The 18774-nt window shown below is 58.9% G+C and carries 18 protein-coding genes and 2 tRNA genes; 7 read left to right on the top strand and 13 right to left on the bottom strand.

The window, feature by feature from the left end; genetic code table 11:
* Nucleotides 1-38 precede the first annotated feature (38 nt).
* Together ahpC and CUR33_RS14305 are read right to left on the bottom strand one after the other, a co-directional pair.
* A complete protein-coding gene (ahpC, locus tag CUR33_RS14310) occupies nt 39-602 on the bottom strand; it encodes an alkyl hydroperoxide reductase subunit C (protein ID WP_090252986.1) in 564 nt (187 codons plus the stop codon).
* Nucleotides 603-718: 116 nt separating this feature from the next.
* On the bottom strand, nt 719-1684 hold the full coding sequence (locus CUR33_RS14305) for an NAD(P)H-quinone oxidoreductase (protein ID WP_289240076.1): 966 nt from the start codon (nt 1682-1684) through the stop codon (nt 719-721).
* Between the two features lie 128 nt (nt 1685-1812).
* Between CUR33_RS14305 and CUR33_RS14300 the strand changes: the two genes are divergently transcribed.
* Together CUR33_RS14300 and CUR33_RS14295 are read left to right on the top strand one after the other, a co-directional pair.
* A complete protein-coding gene (locus CUR33_RS14300; RefSeq protein WP_167144842.1) occupies nt 1813-3894 on the top strand; it encodes a carboxy terminal-processing peptidase in 2082 nt (693 codons plus the stop codon).
* A 95-nt stretch (nt 3895-3989) separates the two neighbouring features.
* Complete coding sequence (locus CUR33_RS14295) at nt 3990-5750, top strand: bifunctional diguanylate cyclase/phosphodiesterase (protein WP_090252977.1); 1761 nt, start codon at nt 3990-3992, stop codon at nt 5748-5750.
* 21 nt (nt 5751-5771) lie between these two features.
* Here CUR33_RS14295 and CUR33_RS14290 read toward each other — a convergent pair whose 3' ends face one another.
* The 3 genes from CUR33_RS14290 to CUR33_RS14280 are packed head-to-tail and all read right to left on the bottom strand — an operon-like array spanning nt 5772 to nt 6924.
* On the bottom strand, nt 5772-6242 hold the full coding sequence (locus CUR33_RS14290; RefSeq protein ID WP_289240075.1) for a sel1 repeat family protein: 471 nt from the start codon (nt 6240-6242) through the stop codon (nt 5772-5774).
* Nucleotides 6242-6607 (bottom strand): hypothetical protein, encoded by a 366-nt coding sequence (locus CUR33_RS14285; RefSeq protein ID WP_090252971.1) that lies wholly within the window; start codon nt 6605-6607, stop codon nt 6242-6244. Before CUR33_RS14285 ends, CUR33_RS14290 begins: the two co-directional genes overlap by 1 nt.
* Entirely contained in the window at nt 6604-6924 is a 321-nt protein-coding gene (locus CUR33_RS14280) for a helix-turn-helix domain-containing protein (protein WP_289240074.1), read from the bottom strand. The genes CUR33_RS14285 and CUR33_RS14280 overlap by 4 nt, the downstream gene beginning before the upstream one ends.
* 223 nt (nt 6925-7147) lie before the next feature.
* Here CUR33_RS14280 and CUR33_RS14275 point away from each other — a divergent pair, with 223 nt between their 5' ends.
* Nucleotides 7148-7780: a substrate-binding periplasmic protein gene (locus CUR33_RS14275; protein WP_289240073.1), complete on the top strand. Its 633-nt coding sequence runs from the start codon at nt 7148-7150 to the stop codon at nt 7778-7780.
* A 12-nt stretch (nt 7781-7792) separates the two neighbouring features.
* On the opposite strand, the gene CUR33_RS14270 is transcribed toward CUR33_RS14275, so the two are convergent.
* From CUR33_RS14270 to CUR33_RS14255, 4 genes are all read right to left on the bottom strand, one after another.
* The gene (locus tag CUR33_RS14270) at nt 7793-8248 is read right to left on the bottom strand and encodes a YkvA family protein (protein ID WP_289240374.1); all 456 of its coding nucleotides are present in this window, start codon (nt 8246-8248) and stop codon (nt 7793-7795) included.
* Between the two features lie 370 nt (nt 8249-8618).
* Nucleotides 8619-9326, bottom strand: coding sequence for an FKBP-type peptidyl-prolyl cis-trans isomerase (locus CUR33_RS14265; RefSeq protein ID WP_090252963.1), 708 nt, complete (start codon nt 9324-9326; stop codon nt 8619-8621).
* 190 nt (nt 9327-9516) lie between these two features.
* Nucleotides 9517-9593, bottom strand: a tRNA-Asp gene (locus CUR33_RS14260).
* Between the two features lie 21 nt (nt 9594-9614).
* Nucleotides 9615-9690: transfer RNA gene (locus tag CUR33_RS14255), tRNA-Val, on the bottom strand.
* Nucleotides 9691-9956: 266 nt separating this feature from the next.
* Here CUR33_RS14255 and rdgC point away from each other — a divergent pair.
* Both rdgC and sugE read left to right on the top strand, forming a co-directional pair.
* Nucleotides 9957-10877: a recombination-associated protein RdgC gene (gene rdgC, locus CUR33_RS14250; protein ID WP_160087462.1), complete on the top strand. Its 921-nt coding sequence runs from the start codon at nt 9957-9959 to the stop codon at nt 10875-10877.
* A gap of 164 nt (nt 10878-11041) precedes the next feature.
* The gene (gene sugE / locus CUR33_RS14245; protein ID WP_289240072.1) at nt 11042-11356 is read left to right on the top strand and encodes a quaternary ammonium compound efflux SMR transporter SugE; all 315 of its coding nucleotides are present in this window, start codon (nt 11042-11044) and stop codon (nt 11354-11356) included.
* A gap of 58 nt (nt 11357-11414) precedes the next feature.
* Here sugE and CUR33_RS14240 read toward each other — a convergent pair whose 3' ends face one another.
* The 3 genes from CUR33_RS14240 to CUR33_RS14230 all read right to left on the bottom strand — a co-directional run bounded on the left by CUR33_RS14240 (nt 11415) and on the right by CUR33_RS14230 (nt 14455).
* Nucleotides 11415-13289 (bottom strand): MFS transporter, encoded by a 1875-nt coding sequence (locus tag CUR33_RS14240; RefSeq protein ID WP_289240071.1) that lies wholly within the window; start codon nt 13287-13289, stop codon nt 11415-11417.
* Nucleotides 13290-13412: 123 nt separating this feature from the next.
* Nucleotides 13413-13742: an AzlD domain-containing protein gene (locus CUR33_RS14235; RefSeq protein WP_160087466.1), complete on the bottom strand. Its 330-nt coding sequence runs from the start codon at nt 13740-13742 to the stop codon at nt 13413-13415.
* Nucleotides 13742-14455 carry an AzlC family ABC transporter permease gene (locus CUR33_RS14230; RefSeq protein ID WP_289240070.1) on the bottom strand — a complete coding sequence of 238 codons (714 nt, stop codon included), beginning with the start codon at nt 14453-14455 and terminating at the stop codon, nt 13742-13744. Before CUR33_RS14230 ends, CUR33_RS14235 begins: the two co-directional genes overlap by 1 nt.
* 148 nt (nt 14456-14603) lie before the next feature.
* Here CUR33_RS14230 and CUR33_RS14225 point away from each other — a divergent pair, with 148 nt between their 5' ends.
* The gene (locus CUR33_RS14225) at nt 14604-15863 is read left to right on the top strand and encodes an MgtC/SapB family protein (protein ID WP_289240069.1); all 1260 of its coding nucleotides are present in this window, start codon (nt 14604-14606) and stop codon (nt 15861-15863) included.
* Between the two features lie 315 nt (nt 15864-16178).
* Nucleotides 16179-17120: an alpha/beta fold hydrolase gene (locus CUR33_RS14220; RefSeq protein WP_289240068.1), complete on the top strand. Its 942-nt coding sequence runs from the start codon at nt 16179-16181 to the stop codon at nt 17118-17120.
* Between the two features lie 85 nt (nt 17121-17205).
* Here CUR33_RS14220 and rmuC read toward each other — a convergent pair whose 3' ends face one another.
* Nucleotides 17206-18567, bottom strand: coding sequence for a DNA recombination protein RmuC (gene rmuC / locus CUR33_RS14215; RefSeq protein ID WP_289240373.1), 1362 nt, complete (start codon nt 18565-18567; stop codon nt 17206-17208).
* Nucleotides 18568-18774 lie beyond the last annotated feature (207 nt).

Raw genomic sequence — 18774 nt, 5'->3', positions numbered from 1 at the left:
CCACCCAGGGCCTGAGCCCAGGGAGGGTGTTGGCAGATTTAGATCTTGCCAACCAGGTCCAGGGAAGGAGCCAGAGTCTTCTCGCCTTCTTTCCACTTGGCTGGGCACACTTCACCTGGGTGAGCAGCGGTGTACTGAGCAGCTTTCAGCTTGCGCAGGGTTTCCGACACGTCACGAGCGATTTCGTTGGAGTGGATTTCAACGGTCTTGATCACACCTTCTGGGTTGATCAGGAAGGTGCCACGAAGGGCCAAGCCTTCTTCTTCGATGTGCACGCCGAAAGCGCGGGTCAGAGCGTGGGTCGGATCACCCACCAGCGGGAACTGAGCCTTGCCTACAGCTGGCGAAGTTTCGTGCCAGACTTTGTGGGAGAAATGGGTGTCGGTGGTGACGATGTAAACTTCAGTGCCGGCATCGCGGAACGCAGCGTAGTTGTTGGCAGCGTCTTCGATCTCAGTCGGGCAGTTGAAGGTGAAGGCAGCTGGCATGAAGATCAGTACCGACCACTGGCCTTTCAGGGACTGCTCGGTCACTTCGATGAATTTGCCGTTGTGGAAAGCGTTAGCCTTGAACGGTTGAACTTGGGTGTTGATGAGATTCATCTCTGATTCCTTGTTGAGGGTTAGAAATTTACAGAGCGCATCTTAGCGCCTTGTGCAAAAAAAGCTTATTGATTGCCGCCATGATTCCGATTGATTAAGCCAATCGACCCTAGGCTTCACTCCAAGGTTGAGTCTATGACCAGCACCAGCTTGCCGTTGACCTGATTGCTCGCCAACGCAGCAAAGGCAGCCTCGGCATCTTTGAGCGCATAAGCCTGCTGAAGTTGCGGCTTAAGGCGCCCTTCGGCGAAAAGCGGCCAGACAAATTGCTGCAAATCGCGCAGCAGATCAGCCTTGAATTGCTCATCACGATTGCGCAGGGTCGAGCCGATCAACGCAATGCGCTTGCCCAATACCACCGCCAGATCGATCTCAGCCTTGCGTCCGCCGAGCAAGCCGATGTTTACCCAGCGGCCATCCACAGCCAGCAAATCCAGATTAAGCGCGGCGTAGCTGCCGCCTACCGGATCGAGAATGACATCGAACGGAGCAAAATCGCGCAGTGCCTGCAGTTGCTCTTCACCGCGCAGTACCCCGCCCTGAGCACCCAGGCTTTCGCAGTAAGCCAACCGTTCAGCAGAGCCGACGCTGACCCAGCAAGGGCTGCCAAAGGCTTTACACAATTGAATGGCTGCCGAACCTACGCCACTGGCACCGGCATGCAGTAGCACCTTCTGCCCGGGCTTCAACGCTGCCAGCTGGAACAGATTGAGCCAGGCTGTGGCGTACACCTCGGGCAACGCTGCCGCTTCGGCCAGCGTCATGCCTTCGGGCACCCGCAAGGCGTGCCGCGCATCAACCACGACCTCTTCGGCCATACCGCCACCGCTTAACAGCGCGCACACCCGGTCGCCTACTTTCCAGTCGCAACCGGCGCCCACTTCGCTGACGATACCGGCGCATTCCAACCCAAGCACCTCGCTGGCGCCAGGCGGCGGCGGATAAAGCCCAGCCCGCTGCAACAAGTCGGCACGATTCAACCCGGCAGCCGCTACACGGATGCGAATTTCCCCTACATCACAGGCCGGCGCGGGGTGTTGCGCCCATTCCACACGGCCTTCAACGCCTTGCAATGCCTTCACGCTGCCTCCATAGTGCATTTGAACCGAGCCCGGCGCTGACCGCCGGGCTTTTGCATTGCGCCGATGGAACCTGGCGCCCTTAAAGACGGCCTAATATGCGTTATCAACTGCCCACACGTCGAATTAGCATGAAGCGATCCCTACTCAGCGTCACCCTCGCCTTTTCGTTTGCCCTGAGCGCTCTGCCGCTCGCGGCGAAAACCACCAGTGACGACTCCTGGGAATACCTGCAGCCTGACCGCGAACAGGTTATCGCCAGCCTCAACGTCGTGGAGTTGTTGAAGCGCCATCACTACAACAAGCCACCGCTGAATGACGAGCGCTCGGAAAAGATCTATCAGGGCTACCTGAAGATGCTCGACCCCTCGCGCAGCTACTTTATTGCTTCCGATATCGCCGAGTTCGATCAATGGCGCACGCGCTTTGACGACCTGTTGAAAAACGGCGACCTGCAGCCAGGCTTTGTCATCTACAAACGTCACTTGGAGCGTTTGCAAAGCCGCCTGCAGTTCACCCTGAATATGCTCGAAAATGGTGTCGACACGCTCGACTTCAACACCGACGAAACACTATTGATCGACCGCGAGAACGCCCCCTGGGTCAAAGATCTTGCCGAACTCGATGACCTGTGGCGCAAGCGCGTTAAAGATGAAGTCCTGCGCCTGAAAATCGCCGGCAAAGAGCCCAAGGCGATCCAGGAGCTGCTGACCAAGCGTTACAACAACCAGCTCGCGCGCCTCAAGCAGACCCGCGGTGAAGACGTGTTCCAGGCTTATATCAATGCCTTTGCCATGTCCTACGACCCGCATACCACCTACCTGTCGCCGGACAACGCGGAAAACTTCGATATCAATATGAGCCTGTCGCTCGAAGGTATTGGCGCCGTGCTGCAAAGCGACAACGAACACGTCAAGGTTGTGCGCTTGGTACCGGCTGGCCCGGCAGAAAAGAGCAAGCAGATCGCACCCGCCGACAAAATTATCGGTGTAGCCCAGGGCAGCAAGGAAATGGTCGACGTGATCGGCTGGCGTCTGGATGAAGTGGTCAAGCTGATTCGTGGCCCGAAAGGCTCACAAGTGCGCCTGGAGGTGATTCCAGCGAGCAATGCGCCAAATGATCAAACCAGCAAGGTAGTCGCCATTACCCGTGAGGCTGTGAAGCTGGAAGAGCAAGCTGCGAAAAAGTCCATTCTCAACCTCAAGCACGATAACCGGGACTACAAGCTCGGGGTTATCGAGATACCGGCGTTTTACCTGGACTTCAAAGCCTTCCGTGCCGGCGACCCGAACTACAAAAGCACCACCCGTGACGTCAAACGCCTGCTCACCGAACTGGAGAAGGAAAAAGTCGACGGCGTGGTGATTGACCTGCGCAACAACGGTGGCGGCTCGCTGCAAGAAGCCACAGAACTGACTGGCCTGTTTATCGACCAGGGTCCGACCGTGCTGGTACGCAACAGCGATGGTCGCGTTGACGTACTGGCCGACGAAAATACCGGCATCTACTACAAAGGCCCCATGGCCGTGCTGGTCAATCGCCTCTCAGCCTCGGCTTCAGAGATTTTCGCCGGCGCGATGCAGGACTATCACCGCGCGCTGATTCTCGGTGGCCAGACCTTCGGCAAAGGCACCGTGCAAACCATCCAGCCGCTCAACCATGGCGAACTGAAGCTGACCCTGGCCAAGTTCTACCGCGTATCAGGGCAGAGCACCCAACACCAGGGTGTGATTCCCGATATTCGCTACCCGGATATCATGGACACCAAGGAAATCGGTGAGAGCGCTCTGCCCGAGGCCCTGCCGTGGGACAGCATCAAGCCGGCGATCAAACCGGAGTTGGACCCAATCAAGCCGTTCCTCGCCGAACTGCAAAGCCGTTTTGAAGGCCGTACCGCCCAGAACCCGGACTTCACCTTCGCCCGTGAACGCCTGCAACTGGCGCAGAAGCTGATGGAAGAAACCACCGTCAGCCTCAATGAAACCAAACGCCGCGCTCAGCAGACCGATATCGAAGGCCAGCAGCTCGCCATCGAGAACAGCCGCCGCAAAGCAAAAGGCGAAAGCCTGCTAAACAAACTCAAGGAAGAAGACGAAGACGCCCTGCCGGTTGAAGATGAGAAAACCAAGCCGGAAGATGACGCCTACCTCGCCGAAAGCGGACGCATCCTGCTCGACTACTTGGGCTTGAATACGCGCCTGGCAAAACAGTAAAACAGCGAGCGTCATCAAAGGGTCATCAAACTGTCGTGAAATGCGGGGACTGGTAGCAATGCCAGTCCCCGTTTTTTTATGCACAGAGAGCCGCCATGATCGTCACCGAGCAGTTCAGCGCGTTGGACTCCATCCTCGCCAATGGCGACCTGCACAGCTTGTTTCAACCGATTTTTTCGCTCTCCGAACGACGCATTCTGGGCTACGAAGCCCTCAGCCGCGGCCCGTCCAACAGCGCCCTGCACTCGCCGATCAACCTGTTCGCTGTGGCGCGCAGCGCAGGCCGCCTGAGTGAACTGGAGTTGCTGTGCCGCAAGAATGCCTGCCAGCGATTCAGCCAGCTCAAGCTTGACGGCAAACTGTTCCTCAACGTCTCGCCCGACTCGCTGATGGAACCCAAACACCAACCCGGGCGCACCTTACAACTGTTGCAAACCCTGGGCATTCCGCCGAGCCAAGTGGTGATCGAACTGACCGAGCAATCGCCCACTGACGATTTCGCCCTGCTCGACACCGCACTGCACCACTACCGCGCGATGGGCTTTTCCATCGCCTTGGATGACCTCGGCGCCGGTTATTCCAGTCTGCGTTTGTGGTCTGAGCTGCGCCCGGACTACGTGAAGATTGATCGCCACTTTATCGACGGCATTCATCAGGATGCGGTCAAACGCGAGTTCGTCGGCTCGATCCTGAAAATGGCCAAAGCCTCCCGTGCCCAGGTCATCGCGGAAGGCATCGAACTGCCCGAGGAGCTGGCCGTGCTCGCCGAAATGGGTGTCGACCTGCTGCAAGGTTATCTGCTCTGCCGCCCGCAGGAGCAGCCGCCGCGTGATGCCCTCAATCTATTGCCTAGCACCACCAGCAGCAGCCCACTCAGCGAAGAGTCCAGCGACCTGCGTGGCCTACTCAACACACAACAAGCCGTGGCACTGAGCACACCGACCAGCGAGGTGCTGGAACTGTTTCGCGCCCAGGCCAACCTGAACTCGCTGGCAGTGCTCAACCCCGCGCAGCAACCCGTAGGCATCGTTCACCGTCACTCGCTGGCCGAAGCCTTGCTCAAACCCTTCGCCAACGAGTTGTTCGCCCGCAAACCGATCAGCCGCCTGATGAGTGATGACTACCTGGCGGTGGAATGCAGCCAGTCGCTGCAACAAGTCAGCCGCCTGCTCACCAGCCGTGCCCGCCAACGCATCGAAGAAGATTTCATCATCATTGAGGACGGCGGCTATATCGGGCTCGGCCGGGTGATCGATGTTCTCAAGCTGATCACCGAGCTGAAAATCCAGCAGGCCCGTTATGCTAATCCGCTGACCTTGCTACCAGGCAATGTGCCGATCCAGCAGTGCCTGACTCGTCTGCTGCAACAGTGTCGTGAAGTGGTGGTGTGCTATGTGGATATCGACAACTTCAAGCCGTTCAATGACATCTACGGCTATGCCAAAGGTGATGAGGTGTTGCTGAGCCTGGCGCAGTGCCTGAATGACCGAGTTGATCCGTCGCGGGACTTTGTCGGCCACATCGGCGGTGATGATTTTCTCTTGGTACTCGGCTCGCAGGACTGGCGCGCGCGGCTCAATCGCCTACTGGAGGATTTCCAGAGCCAGTGCCGACGCTTCTACCGTGAAGAAGACCTGCATGCAGGCTGCTTTATCGCCCATGATCGCAGTGGCAAACGCCAGGAATATGCCCTGCTGTCTTTGTCTCTGGGTGTGGTGCACGTTCATCCAGAGCAATGCGCGCAATTGGATGCGAGCCAGCTGGCGGCAATGGCCTCAGAGGCCAAGCGTCATGCCAAGGCCGTGCCGGGCTATAGCCTGCATATCATCGACACCCAGGCGGATTCGGCAGCCTGATGGCAGTATCTGGAGGCGGTATCAGAGGCCGCTCAGGCGATTGGATAACGCCGCAAAATGCTCGGCTTGCACGGCATCAGCGTCAATACCTGCCGCACCATTGCGGTACAACTCAGCCAAGCGATAGGCCGCAGCTGGGTGCCCCGCCTGCACAGCCAGCGTCCACCATTCAACAGCCTTGGCGGCATCTGCCGCCTGCTGAGCATCACCCGACAGACTCAACACCCCTAACTGGTAAGCAGCCTTGGCATCGCCAGCCGTGGCCGCCAAACTGAGTAACCGTCGACCCTCGTTTCGAGCGCCCAAGCCTTGGCCACGAAACAGCAGGATATGCCCATAGAAACTTTGCGCCTGGGTATCGCCCAACGCAGCCATGCGCGCAAACTGCCCTTCCATCCAACGCCAGGCCTGCGGCTGCTTAACCAACCCGCTCCAGTGGAACAGGCGGCGCGCAATCAGATAGCCGATACGGGCTCGCAGCGTGCCGAACATCAGGCCTCTTCCGGGTAGCTGAACTCGAACACGCGCGCCACTTCAGCAGCATGCCAGGAGGCAGCAGCGATGCCATCGGATGCACCACTGAAGCGGCCCAAGCGGCTTACACACTCGAAGAAGCCAGTACGCGGCAAGCGGCTGGCTCCCTGACTGATCACCAACGCACTGCGCAACGGACGTTCGGCACGCGCATCCAGTGCCGCCAGATGCTCCAGCGCGGCGGCTAAGGTCTGCATGGCAGGGCTAGGCAAGGCCAGTCGCTCGATCAAGGCACGATAGGTAAGCAGGTGACGTTGACGCTGGGCATCTTCAAGCTCACCAAGCAACGCCTGCCAGTGTTGCCGACTGATGCTCACGCTCAAGACTGTGCCTCCCAACCATCGACACCAAGATGCCAGGCCAGCGCACGCTGGATGGCTGCGTCGGGCTGGCGTTCGCCACTCTCGATCATGCCCAGGTAATGCGGGCTGATGCCGACATTGCGTGCCAGCTGCTCAGCACTCATACCTTTAGCCTCACGTAAGGCTGCCAGCTGATCCAACGTCGGCTTGTAGCTATCGGCTACCACAGCGGCTGCCTTAGGCACCTGTCCAGCAGCCTGCAGCAAAGCCTGATACTGCGCCCAGGGCAGCACTGCATATTCAGGCTGGCCATCGCGCTCGATCACTTGCACATTCATCTGTAAATCTCCATGCAGAGCACTTCCATCACTCTCGGCAACTCCAGAACAGGCGCCCATCTTAACAGCCCGGCACGATAAAGAGCGTGATCTATACTGCCACCAGGTTATCAAGCGGTTGCTGGGGGCTGGTTTGCGCACACTGATAACAATACTGTTGATTAGCTGCGGTGGCTGGGCCTGCGCAGATGAGCTGCGCTGGGGTTTCGCTACGGCTGATGGCATGCCCTATGTCGATGTCCACGAGCAGCAATTACGTGGTGGCTTCATCTACCAGCTGGGCCAATTGGCCAGTCAGCAGCTGGGCTTCGACGCGGCATTTGTCGAAACGCCAAATAAACGCATTGATGAATTTATGCAGCGCGGGCGTATCCATGTGATCTGCAACAGTAACCCGCAATGGATAGACAAACCGGAGCGCTATCACTGGTCAGCCCCACTCTACAGCGAAGAGGACGTGCTGCTGTTGCACAGTCAGCATGCGCCAATTAGCAGCCTGCACGAACTCCACGGCAAGACCGTGGGCACTCAACTGGGTTACGTCTACAGCGGAGAACTTATGGAGGCGTTCGCCAAGCAACAGATCATCCGCCAGGATCTGCGTGACCACAGTGCCGGGCTGAACCTGCTGCGCAAACAGCGCCTAGACGCGATCATCGACATGCGCCGGCCACTGCGCTTCCAGCTGGCCAAACGCGCTGATACACCGCTGCGGATAAACCCCTGGGTAATCGAACGCTACGACATGCACTGCACGTACAGCCCTCAATTGCCGGTCAGCACTGAGTTACTGGACAGAACACTGCAAGAGTTGCGCGACCAGGGCCTTATCGAACAGATGCTCAACAAAATATAAGCCTTCGCCCCGCTACTCCACACGTCCCTGCACTGGTGTCAGCGATTCATCCAGCTCTGGTAGCCGCTCAACAACCCTCAGCAATTCTGGCGCCTGACTCGCCCGCCATTGCTGAAATGCGTTCAACTCTTCCTGCCAAGTACGCAACACCCAGGCCAGCACTGCCAAATCATCAACCAGGCCGATGCCAAACAACCAGTCGGGCATAGCGTCCAGCGGCGTCACGAAGTACACCAAAGCCGCGACCACGGCCATTAAGGCGCGCGAGTCGATGGCCCGATACTCACCGCGCCACCAAGCCAGACAAAGCGCCTGCAGCAATTTCAGCTGATCGGCCAACTCCGCAAAGCCGCTGCCAAGTTTTTCACGCTTTCGGGCGACGGATAATAGCAATGCCGGTAACCGTCCAAGCTTGAGGAAACGCTTGGCTAAAAACTGGTAACGCGCGAAATTCTTCGGTGCTTTCATCGCTTTCTCCCGGCAACCCGCGCACGGGCTGGGCTGGCCATGGTTATCCACTAAAGCTGTGGATAACCTTGTGAACAGTTTCTCGATAACCCTGGCAAACGCCCAGCCCATGCGGCCTCGCCATAGATCGAACATTTTTTGCCCACACAGTAAAAAATCATATAAATCAATAAGTTAAAAATGGCAAAGGGTTTCTGTAAGAAAGTTACCCTAATCCGTCACGGCTAATTTTAGAAATGTGCATAACCGTAACACCACCCCCATTTCACACACCCACTGAGACACTCCAGTCAAGCGAAAAGTGCCGAAAGCAGACTGCAGAAACGACAACGCCCCGTCGAGACGGGGCGCTATCAGGAAACGCTGAAAATTACTCTTGAGCGGCGGCGTCTTTAATCGCAATCAGCTCCAGATCAAACACCAGCACCGAGTTGGCTGGAATGGCCGGAGTCGGGCTCTGCTCGCCATATGCCAGCTCGCTTGGGATGTACAGCTTGTACTTCTCACCAACATGCATCAGCTGCAGACCTTCGACCCAACCTGGGATCACGCCGTTAACCGGCAGATCAATCGGGCTGCCACGCTCAACCGAGCTGTCGAACACGCTGCCATCAGTCAGCTTGCCTTCATAGTGTACGGTTACCACGTCAGTGGCTTTCGGCTGAGCGCCGTCGGCCTTTTTCACCACTTCGTACTGCAGGCCGGAAGCGGTGGTGGTCACACCTTCACGCTTGGCGTTGTCTTCTAGGAACTTCTTGCCGGCTTTGGCCGACTCTTCGTTCAGAGTAACCATGCGCTCTTCGGCACGTTTTTGCAGGAAGGCAAAGGCTTCGATCAGCTCTTCGTCTTTCAGGCGCTGTTCTTTCTTGCCAATGGCGTCTTCGATGCCTTGCGCAACAGCGTTGGAATCCAGGTCATCCATGCCTTCCTGAGCCAGGCTTTTGCCCATGTTCAGGCCGATACCGTAGGACGCTTTCTGTGCTGGGGTTTCCAGGGTGATTTCGCTGGTTTGCGAATCGCAACCTGCGAGAACCAAACCTACCAGGGCGACCGCCGCTGCTAAACGATGCTGTTTCATGCTTGTTCCTTGTCCGGTGCGCCCTAGGGCAAATGGTGTGAAAGCGCGAGCTTAGCAGGCTGCCGCGATCACTGGCTACCGTGTTAGGAGACAGAAAATGCGTATAAGTTCAGATGTTTAGCTGATTATTCAGAAAGGATTTTGCGAGGTATTGCGATATGTCACAGAGGGGATGAAGCGAGGATAAAAATGGCGCAGCGGACGGGACTCGAACCCGCGACCCCCGGCGTGACAGGCCGGTATTCTAACCGACTGAACTACCGCTGCGCGTAACTTCAAAAAGCGAGTTGGTGGGTGATGACGGGATCGAACCGCCGACCCTCTGCTTGTAAGGCAGATGCTCTCCCAGCTGAGCTAATCACCCTTCACTCTCGAAGTGGGGCGCATTCTAGAGAGCGATCCGCACCTTGGCAAGCACTGTTTTGAAAATTTTTTATTGATGCAGCAAAGGCTTAGCGCAGACTTGGCCTCAAGCACCACTCGGGGGAATAATGCGCCCCGAATGCAACGCACAGGTTGCCCAACGAGTCATAGCGCTTCGGTCAACCTGAAACAGCACCCGGATAGGGTACTGACGACTTGTGATACCTGCCGCTGCCGGTAGGTCTGTTAATGGAGATACACCCTCTTATGTGGTTTCGTAACCTGCTGGTCTATCGCCTCACCCAGGACATCCCGTTTGATGCCGAGGCGCTCGAAACGGCGCTGTTAGCTAAACCGGCCCGCTCCTGCGCCAGTCAGGAACTCAGCACCTACGGTTTTATCGCGCCCTTTGGTAAAGGCGGCGATGCGCCGCTGGTGCACGTCAGCGGTGATTTCCTGCTGATCGCCGCACGCAAGGAAGAACGCATCCTGCCGGGCAGCGTGGTGCGGGATGCGCTGAAGGACAAAGTCGACGAGATCGAAGCCGAGCAGATGCGCAAGGTTTACAAGAAGGAGCGCGATCAGCTCAAAGACGAGATCGTGCAGACCTTCCTGCCACGTGCCTTTATCCGTAAATCCGCCACCTTCGCCGCTATCGCCCCCAAGCAGGGACTGATCCTGGTTGACTCGGCCAGCGCCAAGCGCGCCGAAGACCTGCTGTCGACCCTGCGCGAAGCCATCGGCTCGCTGCCAGTACGTCCACTGACCGTGAAGATCGCGCCAAGCGCCACCCTCACCGATTGGGTCAAGGTTCAGCAGGCCGCTCCAGACTTCCACGTGCTGGATGAGTGCGAACTGCGCGACACCCATGAAGATGGCGGCGTGGTGCGCTGCAAGCGCCAGGACCTGACCAGCGACGAAATCCAGCTGCACATGAGCTCGGGCAAGCAGGTCACTCAACTGTCACTGGCTTGGCAGGATAAGCTGTCCTTTGTGCTCGACGATAAGCTGGTGGTCAAGCGCCTGCGCTTTGAAGACCTGCTGCAGGATCAGGCCGAACAGGACGGCGGCGACGACGACCTCGGCCAGCAGGACGCCAGCTTCACCCTGATGATGCTGACATTGGTGGACTTCCTCCCGGCGCTGTTCGAAGCCTTGGGCGGCGAAGAGATTCCGCAGGGGATCTAAGCCGCTGCACGCCTGTAGAGCAACCGCAGAGAAACAGACCACTGGTCCTCTGCGGCTTGCCCTGCGCCGGCCAATGTGCAAAATACTGCACAGCGTGAGGACGACCTCACCACTCTGCGAGTGATCACCACGGGACGGCCCCTCTATCTGTTTTGGAGGTTTGTATGTCCTGGTTCATTCTGCTGCTGGCTGGCCTGTTCGAAGTAGGCTGGGCTGTTGGCCTGAAATACACCGACGGCTTTACCCGCCCTCTCCCCACTCTCCTGACTGTTGCGGCGATCATCGTCAGCCTGGCATTGCTTGGCCTGGCCATGAAGGAATTGCCCCTGGGCACCGCCTATGCAATCTGGACTGGTGTCGGTGCCGTGGGCACGGCGATTGCCGGCATCATGTTGTTTGGCGAGGCCGTGACGCTGCTGCGCATCGCCAGCGTGGCGCTGATTGTCTGTGGCCTGATCGGGCTAAAACTCAGCCACTAAGCCGCTTAAGCAGCACAAAAAAGCCCGCCAAATTGGCGGGCTTTTTCATCTCTGGGGTTTAACGCCGCTCGCCCCGCAACTCAGCCACCTGAGCCTGCAGCAACTCGCGCTTGACCAGTTCGGGCGCAACCGGCATACCGGCCACCAGGGTGATGCGCGACCACAGGCGCTTGAACAAGCCCTTATGCGGATCACGACTGAAAAAGCTACCCCACAAGCCTTGCAACGCCATGGGAATCACCGGCACCGGGTTGGCTTCGACGATGCGCTCGATGCCATTTTTGAACTCATTCAACTCGCCATCGGTGGTCAACTTGCCCTCAGGGAAGATGCATACCACTTCACCATTGCGCAGGTATTCGGCGATTTTCTTGAATGCGGCGTCATAGATCAGCAGGTCTTCGTTGCGCCCAGCAATAGGCACAGTGCCGGCGGTGCGGAAGATAAAGTTGAGCACCGGCAGGTTGTAGATTTTGTAGTACATGACAAAGCGCACCGGCCGGCGCACCGCGCCACCGATCAGCAGCGCATCGACAAACGACACGTGGTTGCACACCAGCACTGCCGCGCCCTCATCGGGAATCGCCTCCAGCCCCTTGTGCTCAACCCGGTACATCGAGTGACTGAGCAGCCAGATCATAAAGCGCATGGTGAATTCGGGGACGATCTTGAAGATGTAGCTGTTGACCGCGATGTTCATCAGCGAAATGGTCAGGAACAGCTGCGGAATCGACAGCTCAGCAACGCTGAGAAACAGGATCGAGACAATCGCCGAGATCACCATAAACAGCGCATTGAGGATGTTGTTGGCGGCAATCACCCGCGCCCGCTCATGCTCCACCGTGCGCGACTGGATCAGCGCATACAGCGGCACGATATAGAAGCCGCCGAACAGACCAATGCCGAGGATCGAGCCGAGAATCCACCAGGCCTGGCCAATGCTCAGCACCGCCAGCCAGTCATGCGCCACCGCTGCTTCGGGGAAGCCGCCGGAAAACCACCAGAGTAGAATGCCGAACAGGGTCAGGCCGATCGAGCCGAATGGCACCAGGCCGATTTCCACCTTGTGCCCACTCATGCGCTCGCAGAGCATCGAGCCCAGCGCGATACCGACCGAGAACACAGTGAGAATCAGCGTGACCACGCTTTCATCGCCGTACAGCCACTCTTTGGCATAGGCCGGAATTTGCGTCAGGTATACCGCGCCGAGAAACCAGAACCACGAGTTACCGACCATCGAACGCGATACGGCCGGGCGCTGACCCAGGCCAAGCTTCATCGTCGCCCAGGACTGACGCAGAATGTTCCAGTCCAGTTTGAGCTGCGGCATGGCCGCCGAGGCAGCAGGAATACCGCGACTGGCCAGATAGCCGAGTATCGCCACCAGCACCACAGCCACTGCAACGATATGTGCATAAGCACTGCTGGCCATGATGATGCCGGCGCCAATGGTGCCGGCGAGGATGGCCAGGAAAGTACCCATCTCCACTAAGGCGTTGCCACCCACCAGCTCCTGCTCTTCAAGGTGCTGCGGCAGGATCGAATACTTCACCGGGCCGAACAGCGCCGACTGCGTGCCCATGGCAAACAGCACGGCAAGCATCAGCGGCAGATTGCCGATGACCACGCCAACAGCACCCAACAACATGATGATAATTTCGGCGAACTTGATCTTGCGGATCAGCGAGTCCTTGGCGAACTTCTCACCAAACTGCCCACCCAGGGCCGAGAACAGAAAGAACGGCAGAATAAACAGCAAGGCACAGAGATTGACCAACAGATCCTTGTCAGCGCTTGAGCTGATTTTGAACAAGATGGCGAGAATCAGTGACTGCTTGAAGATATTGTCGTTGAAGGCCCCCAGCAACTGGGTCAGGAAAAACGGCAAAAAGCGCTTTTTACCCAGCAATGCGAATTGAGAGTGTTCGGTCATCGTCCGTGTACCTGTCTAGAGTGGCCAGTGTTAGGCATTTGACTGCAAGAGCCCCCGACAAAGCCACAGCGAAACATGCCTTTTGCTGCATTTTCTACAAATCCAGGCGGCAAATAACCCTGCTTACAGGGGTAACTGACCCAACAACCAACGCACCATAAAAAACACCAGCAGACCACCGCCGATGGTAGCCAGCAGATGCCGGGTCAACGCAGCGATGGCAATAGTCGCCAGCCCGGCCAACAGGTAGGCATTGTCCAGGCTGAACGCCCACTGCTGGCCATCGGGGATCAGCATGCCCGGCAGGACAATGGCACTCAGCACGGCAGTCGGCACGTAATGCAGCCCCTGCCGCACCAGCGGCGGGAAACGCAGATCGGGAAAGGCAAACAGGCTGTAGCGAATCGCAAAGGTGATCAGCGCCATGCCGAGAATTAGCAGCCAGGTATCCATCACGCGCCCTCCCCGGCAGTCACCGACGGTTTGCGACGCTCAAGCCATACACCGACCGCAATGCCACTGAGCGCAGCTGCCATCAGCCCCAGCTTGTATGGCCAGGTGTGGCAAAGCAGCGCCACTGCGCCGGCTACAAGAGCGGCAGCAATCTGCGGCTGATTGCGCAGCGCCGGCACCACAATGCCGATAAACGTCGCCAACATGGCAAAGTCCAGGCCCCAGCCCGCCAGGTTCGGTACGTTCTGGCCAAACAGTGCGCCCACCAGAGAGCTCGACACCCAGGACAGGTAAAGCGCCAACGCCACGCCAGCGTGATACCACTGGCTGTGCTCGGTCATGCCGCGCGCCAGATAACGGCGCTGCACCACGGCGAAGGTTTCATCAGTCAGGCCGAACGCCAGCGGCACTCGCCAGCGCTGCGACAGCTTGCCGACATAAGGCTGCAATGCGGCGCTATAGAGCACATGGCGTAGATTGACCACCAGCGTGGTGAGCAGAATCACCAGCATGCCGCTGCCCAGGGTCAGCAGGCTGATGGCAATAAACTGCGCGGAGCCGGCATACACCAGCAGGGACATACCCAGGGCTTGCCCCAGGCTCAGCCCAGCCAGACTGGCCAACGCACCATAGATCAGACCAAACGGCAGAATCCCGACAATCATCGGGATGCTGTCGCGACACCCATAGAGAAATTGCTGCAAACGGCTCATGCGCCCTCCTTTGCGGCATAGCCTGGCGCATCCCGGCTGCGGCGTCTTGAACAATCTTGCGCTGCAATAACGCCGCAGGCTGACCTGCCGCAATACAGCCTAAACCCCACTGGCTAGACTGCCAGCATTACCCGCCCAGGATCTGCTCATGCCGGAAGCCCTCGACACCTTGCTGAACTTTGCCAGCGCCCTGGCCGCCGGCCTGCTGATTGGTGCCGAGCGTGGCTGGCAGGGGCGTAATACCGAGGACACCCAGCTGGTCGCGGGGATTCGTACCTTCGCCCTGAGCAGCCTGCTCGGCGCCTTTGCCATGCTGCTGGGCGAACACTTCGGCGTGGTGGCCTGGGCGGTGATCTTTACCGGTTTCGCCCTGTTGGTAGTGGCTTCCTACTTTGGCGAACTGCAACGCCTGGGCGACCTGGGCCTGACCAGCGAAGTAGCGCTGCTGATCACTTTTCTGCTCGGCAGCCTGGCCATGGCCGGTTATGCCGGATTAGCGGCGGCCGGCGCAGTCGCGGTGGCACTGCTGCTGAGCCTCAAGCAATCCCTGCACGGCGCCCTGCAACGGCTCAGCGAGGCGGAAGTTTCCGGCGCGCTGAAGCTACTGTTTATTTCCCTGGTGTTGCTGCCAGCGCTGCCCAATCAGGGTTACGGTCCGTGGCAAGCCTTCAACCCATACGCCATCTGGTGGATGGTGGTGCTGATCGCCAGTATCGGCTTTGCTGCCTATGTGGCGATTCGCCTGGTAGGTACGCGTCATGGCCTGCTGATCACCGCGCTGCTCGGCGGCGTGGTGTCGTCCACGGCGATGACCGTGACCCTGGCGCGTCTGGCCCCGGGACGTAATCTGCAGGCGATTCTGGCCTGCGGCCTGCTTGCCACCTCGGCGCTGATGTTTCCACGGGTGCTGCTGGAGGTCGGTCTGGTCAACGCCAGCCTGCTGCCACAGCTGGTCTGGCCGCTGGGCATTGCCACTCTGGTATACGCGTGCGGCGCGCTGCTGTACTACCGCCGCGCCGGCACGGAGAGCGAAGAACAGGCTGAGCCGCCGCTGAAAAACCCCTTCGAGCTGGGCCCTGCGCTGCGTTTTGCCGCGTTGCTGGCGTTGATTTTGTTGATGGTCGAAGGCGCGCAGCGCTGGCTTGGCGATGTCGGCGTCTACCTGGTGGCACTGCTCTCGGGGCTAGCCGATGTGGATGCCATCACCCTGTCACTGGCGCGCAGCGCCAAGGGCGAATTGCATGCTCAGGTAGCGGTGCAGGGAATCTTTCTCGCAGCGCTAAGCAACAGCCTGGTCAAAGGCTTTCTGGTCACCCTGATCGGTGGCCGCAAGCTGGCACTGATGACCCTGCCGGTGATGGCTACCGGTCTGCTGGCCGGCGCGGCGGCATTACTGCTGCTTGCATAGCAGCCCCCCTGCAGTACGGCAATAATCCCCCTAACCAAGGGCTGGATTTGCTTTGCCAAGCCGCTCATCTGCCCGCGCACAACCCGCGCATAGCCCTATTGCAGAGGGGTTCCAGCTTCTTCAGTAACACCGTAACAGGCCCTGCTATTAGCCCAAAAGTTGGCTAGGCAGATTCCTCCCGAGCGGCCAACACTGGCCAAGACATCGAATGAAGTAACGGTCAGCCATGACAATCCGGAGACGCCGCATGCCCATTGCCCTCGCCTTTATCACCCAGCGCCACTCACTAACGCTCGCTCTGCATCGGACGGTCGTATGAACGCGCCAGCAGTGCTGCCATATAAAGAGCTGCAGGCCGAACAGCTTTGGATTCAGGGCGATGGTGTGCAGCTGGCGGCCTACCGCTGGGGCAACCCGAACGGCCCGACTCTGCTGCTGGTGCACGGCTACCCGGACAACCACGAAATCTGGCTACCCCTGGTGCGCGAGCTGGCAGGTGATTACCAGATCATCGCCTACGACGTGCGCGGCTTTGGCGCATCGGATATTCCACGCAAGCGCCTGGACTATCACCTAGAGAAACTGGCGAATGATCTGGAGGCGGTGATCAAGGCCCTCAGCCCCGATCAGCCGGTGCATCTGGTGGCCCATGACTGGGGCTCGATTCAGGCCTGGGAGGCGGTCACCGAGCCACGCATTCAACCATTACTGGCCTCCTACACCAGCATCTCCGGGCCTTGCCTGGACCATGTCGGCCACTGGATGCGCGACAAGCTCAAACAGAAGACGCCGCGCTCGCTGCTGCAGGTGCTCGGCCAGTTGCTCAGCTCTTGGTATATCGCGATGTTCCACACCCCACTGCTGCCCGAGCTGACCTGGCGCCTGGGCCTGGACCGCGCTTGGCCAAGGCTGTTGCACAAAGTCGAAGGGCTGCGCAATGTGCCAATCAGCAGTAGCCAACGCTCGGACGGTGTGCACGGGGTCAAGCTGTACCGCGCCAACTTTATCCGCAGCTTGTTCACCCCACGCCTGCGTCATACGCAGGTGCCGGTGCAGCTGATCGTACCGACCCGCGACCGCTTTGTGCGGCCGCAACTGTTTGATCAGTTGCAGCACTGGGCACCCAGGCTGCATCGACGCGAGGTCAATGCCAGCCACTGGCAACTGTTGGTGGAGCCGCAGCAATTGGCCGTATGGCTGCGCGAGTTCACCGCACACCATCCTGCGACTGCGAAGCAAGAGCGGCTAAACGCGTAAACCGCACATATGACGGGAATCCTCAGCCCCATTTATCAGTTCGGCACAGCGGGCAGGTACGGCTCTTGCAGGGGCAACAGAGGCGCTACTCGCTGGCTTCATCCAGCACCATCACCCCTGCCGCCTGTTCGAGCAGTTCAACAGGCAGGCTTTTGCTGGCGCGGGCGCCGAGCAGCTTGAGGTTTTCCACCCGACTGATGATATTGCCGCGCCCCTCACAGAGCTTGTTGCGAGCGCCGGCATAGGCTTTATCCAGTTGCTGCAGGCGCGCGCCCATTTCATCCAGATCCTGAATAAAGGCGACGAACTTGTCGTACAGCGCGCCGGCGCGTTCGGCAATTTCACGGGCGTTCTGGCTTTGCCGCTCCTGCCGCCACAAGCTGTCGATCACCCGCAAAGTGGCCAGCAGCGTGGTCGGGCTGACGATCACGATGTGTTGATCGAAGGCCTCCTGAAACAGACCAGGATCGGCCTGTAATGCTGCGGCGAAGGCGGCTTCGATCGGCACGAAGAGCAAGACGAAATCCAGGCTGTGCAGGCCTTCCAGGCGCTGGTAGTCCTTGAGCGACAAGCCTTTCAAATGGCTGCGCAGCGACAGCACATGCTGCTTGAGCGACAGCTGTCGGCTGGCGTCGTCCTCTGCGGCAATATATTGCTGGTACGCAGTGAGGCTGACCTTGGCGTCCACCACCACTTGCTTGTCGCCGGGCAGCTGAATCAGCACATCCGGCTGAAAGCGCTCACCATCGGCACTCTTCAGGCTGACCTGGGTCTGGTACTCGCGGCCTTTCTCCAGGCCAGCGTGTTCCAGCACGCGCTCCAGCACCAGTTCGCCCCAATTGCCCTGGGTTTTCTGCCCTTTGAGGGCGCGGGTCAGGTTGGTCGCCTCATCGCCCAGACGCTGGTTGAGCTGCTGCAAACGCTCCAGCTCCTTACCCAGGGAAAAGCGTTCGCGGGCTTCCTGCTGATAGCTTTCTTCCACACGTTTTTCGAAGGACTGGATGCGCTCCTTGAGCGGATCGAGCAGCTGGCCGAGCTGCTGCTGGCTGGTTTCGGCAAAACGCTGCTCGCGCTCATCGAAGATCTTCCCGGCCAGCTCGGCAAATTGCGCGCGCAGCTCATCGCGCGAGCCCTGCAGGTCGCTCAGGCGCTGTTGATGGCTGTCCTGCTGTTCGTTAAGTTCGGCGCTAAGGGCAGCACGCTGGGCATCCAGACGGCGGATTTCAGCTTCCTGCTGTTCGCGCTGATTGCTCCAAGCCTGAGCGGCTTCGCGGGCGACCTGCCGCTCCTGCTGGAGCAAGTCGGTTTCACGACGCAGCGCCGCCAGTTCGGCCTGCTGATCGGCCTTGATCTCGCTGATCTCGGCGACTTCCTCGCGGCAATCTTCCAGCTGCGCCGTCAGGCCGGCCTGAGCCAGCTGCGCATTATTCAGACGCTCTTGTAGCAGGCTGAATTCCAGCTGCTGACTGGCCAGGCGGCGTTGCAGCGACCAAGCCATATATAGAAGAGGAAGTGCTGCGGCGGCAAAGCCGAGCAGCGCAGGTGCCAGTGCGGTGGAGAGATCGATGGGCATAAGCAGCTCCGCAGAAAAGTACTGGCAGTATAACCAGTATTCTTACAGAGCGGCCCATCGCGTCAGAGACTGCTCAAAGTA

Origin of the sequence: Pseudomonas sp. FEMGT703P, from assembly GCF_002786345.1 — a bacterium.
Classification (GTDB): Bacteria; Pseudomonadota; Gammaproteobacteria; order Pseudomonadales; family Pseudomonadaceae; genus Aquipseudomonas; species Aquipseudomonas peli.
Note: the sequence above shows the minus strand (reverse complement) of the source record. Positions and strands in the feature narration are given on the sequence as shown.

Bases quoted from the DNA above. Each gene is read 5' to 3' on its own strand.
- ahpC (WP_090252986.1), bottom strand. From the start codon at position 602: ATGAATCTCATCAACACCCAAGTTCAACCGTTCAAGGCTAACGCTTTC.
- CUR33_RS14290 (WP_289240075.1), bottom strand. From the start codon at position 6,242: ATGTTCGGCACGCTGCGAGCCCGTATCGGCTATCTGATTGCGCGCCGC.
- CUR33_RS14300 (WP_167144842.1), top strand. From the start codon at position 1,813: ATGAAGCGATCCCTACTCAGCGTCACCCTCGCCTTTTCGTTTGCCCTG.
- CUR33_RS14270 (WP_289240374.1), bottom strand. From the start codon at position 8,248: ATGAAAGCACCGAAGAATTTCGCGCGTTACCAGTTTTTAGCCAAGCGT.
- CUR33_RS14275 (WP_289240073.1), top strand. From the start codon at position 7,148: ATGCCCTATGTCGATGTCCACGAGCAGCAATTACGTGGTGGCTTCATC.
- CUR33_RS14240 (WP_289240071.1), bottom strand. From the start codon at position 13,289: ATGACCGAACACTCTCAATTCGCATTGCTGGGTAAAAAGCGCTTTTTG.
- CUR33_RS14230 (WP_289240070.1), bottom strand. From the start codon at position 14,455: ATGAGCCGTTTGCAGCAATTTCTCTATGGGTGTCGCGACAGCATCCCG.
- sugE (WP_289240072.1), top strand. From the start codon at position 11,042: ATGTCCTGGTTCATTCTGCTGCTGGCTGGCCTGTTCGAAGTAGGCTGG.
- CUR33_RS14235 (WP_160087466.1), bottom strand. From the start codon at position 13,742: ATGGATACCTGGCTGCTAATTCTCGGCATGGCGCTGATCACCTTTGCG.
- CUR33_RS14280 (WP_289240074.1), bottom strand. From the start codon at position 6,924: ATGAATGTGCAAGTGATCGAGCGCGATGGCCAGCCTGAATATGCAGTG.
- CUR33_RS14295 (WP_090252977.1), top strand. From the start codon at position 3,990: ATGATCGTCACCGAGCAGTTCAGCGCGTTGGACTCCATCCTCGCCAAT.
- CUR33_RS14265 (WP_090252963.1), bottom strand. From the start codon at position 9,326: ATGAAACAGCATCGTTTAGCAGCGGCGGTCGCCCTGGTAGGTTTGGTT.
- rdgC (WP_160087462.1), top strand. From the start codon at position 9,957: ATGTGGTTTCGTAACCTGCTGGTCTATCGCCTCACCCAGGACATCCCG.
- CUR33_RS14220 (WP_289240068.1), top strand. From the start codon at position 16,179: ATGAACGCGCCAGCAGTGCTGCCATATAAAGAGCTGCAGGCCGAACAG.
- CUR33_RS14225 (WP_289240069.1), top strand. From the start codon at position 14,604: ATGCCGGAAGCCCTCGACACCTTGCTGAACTTTGCCAGCGCCCTGGCC.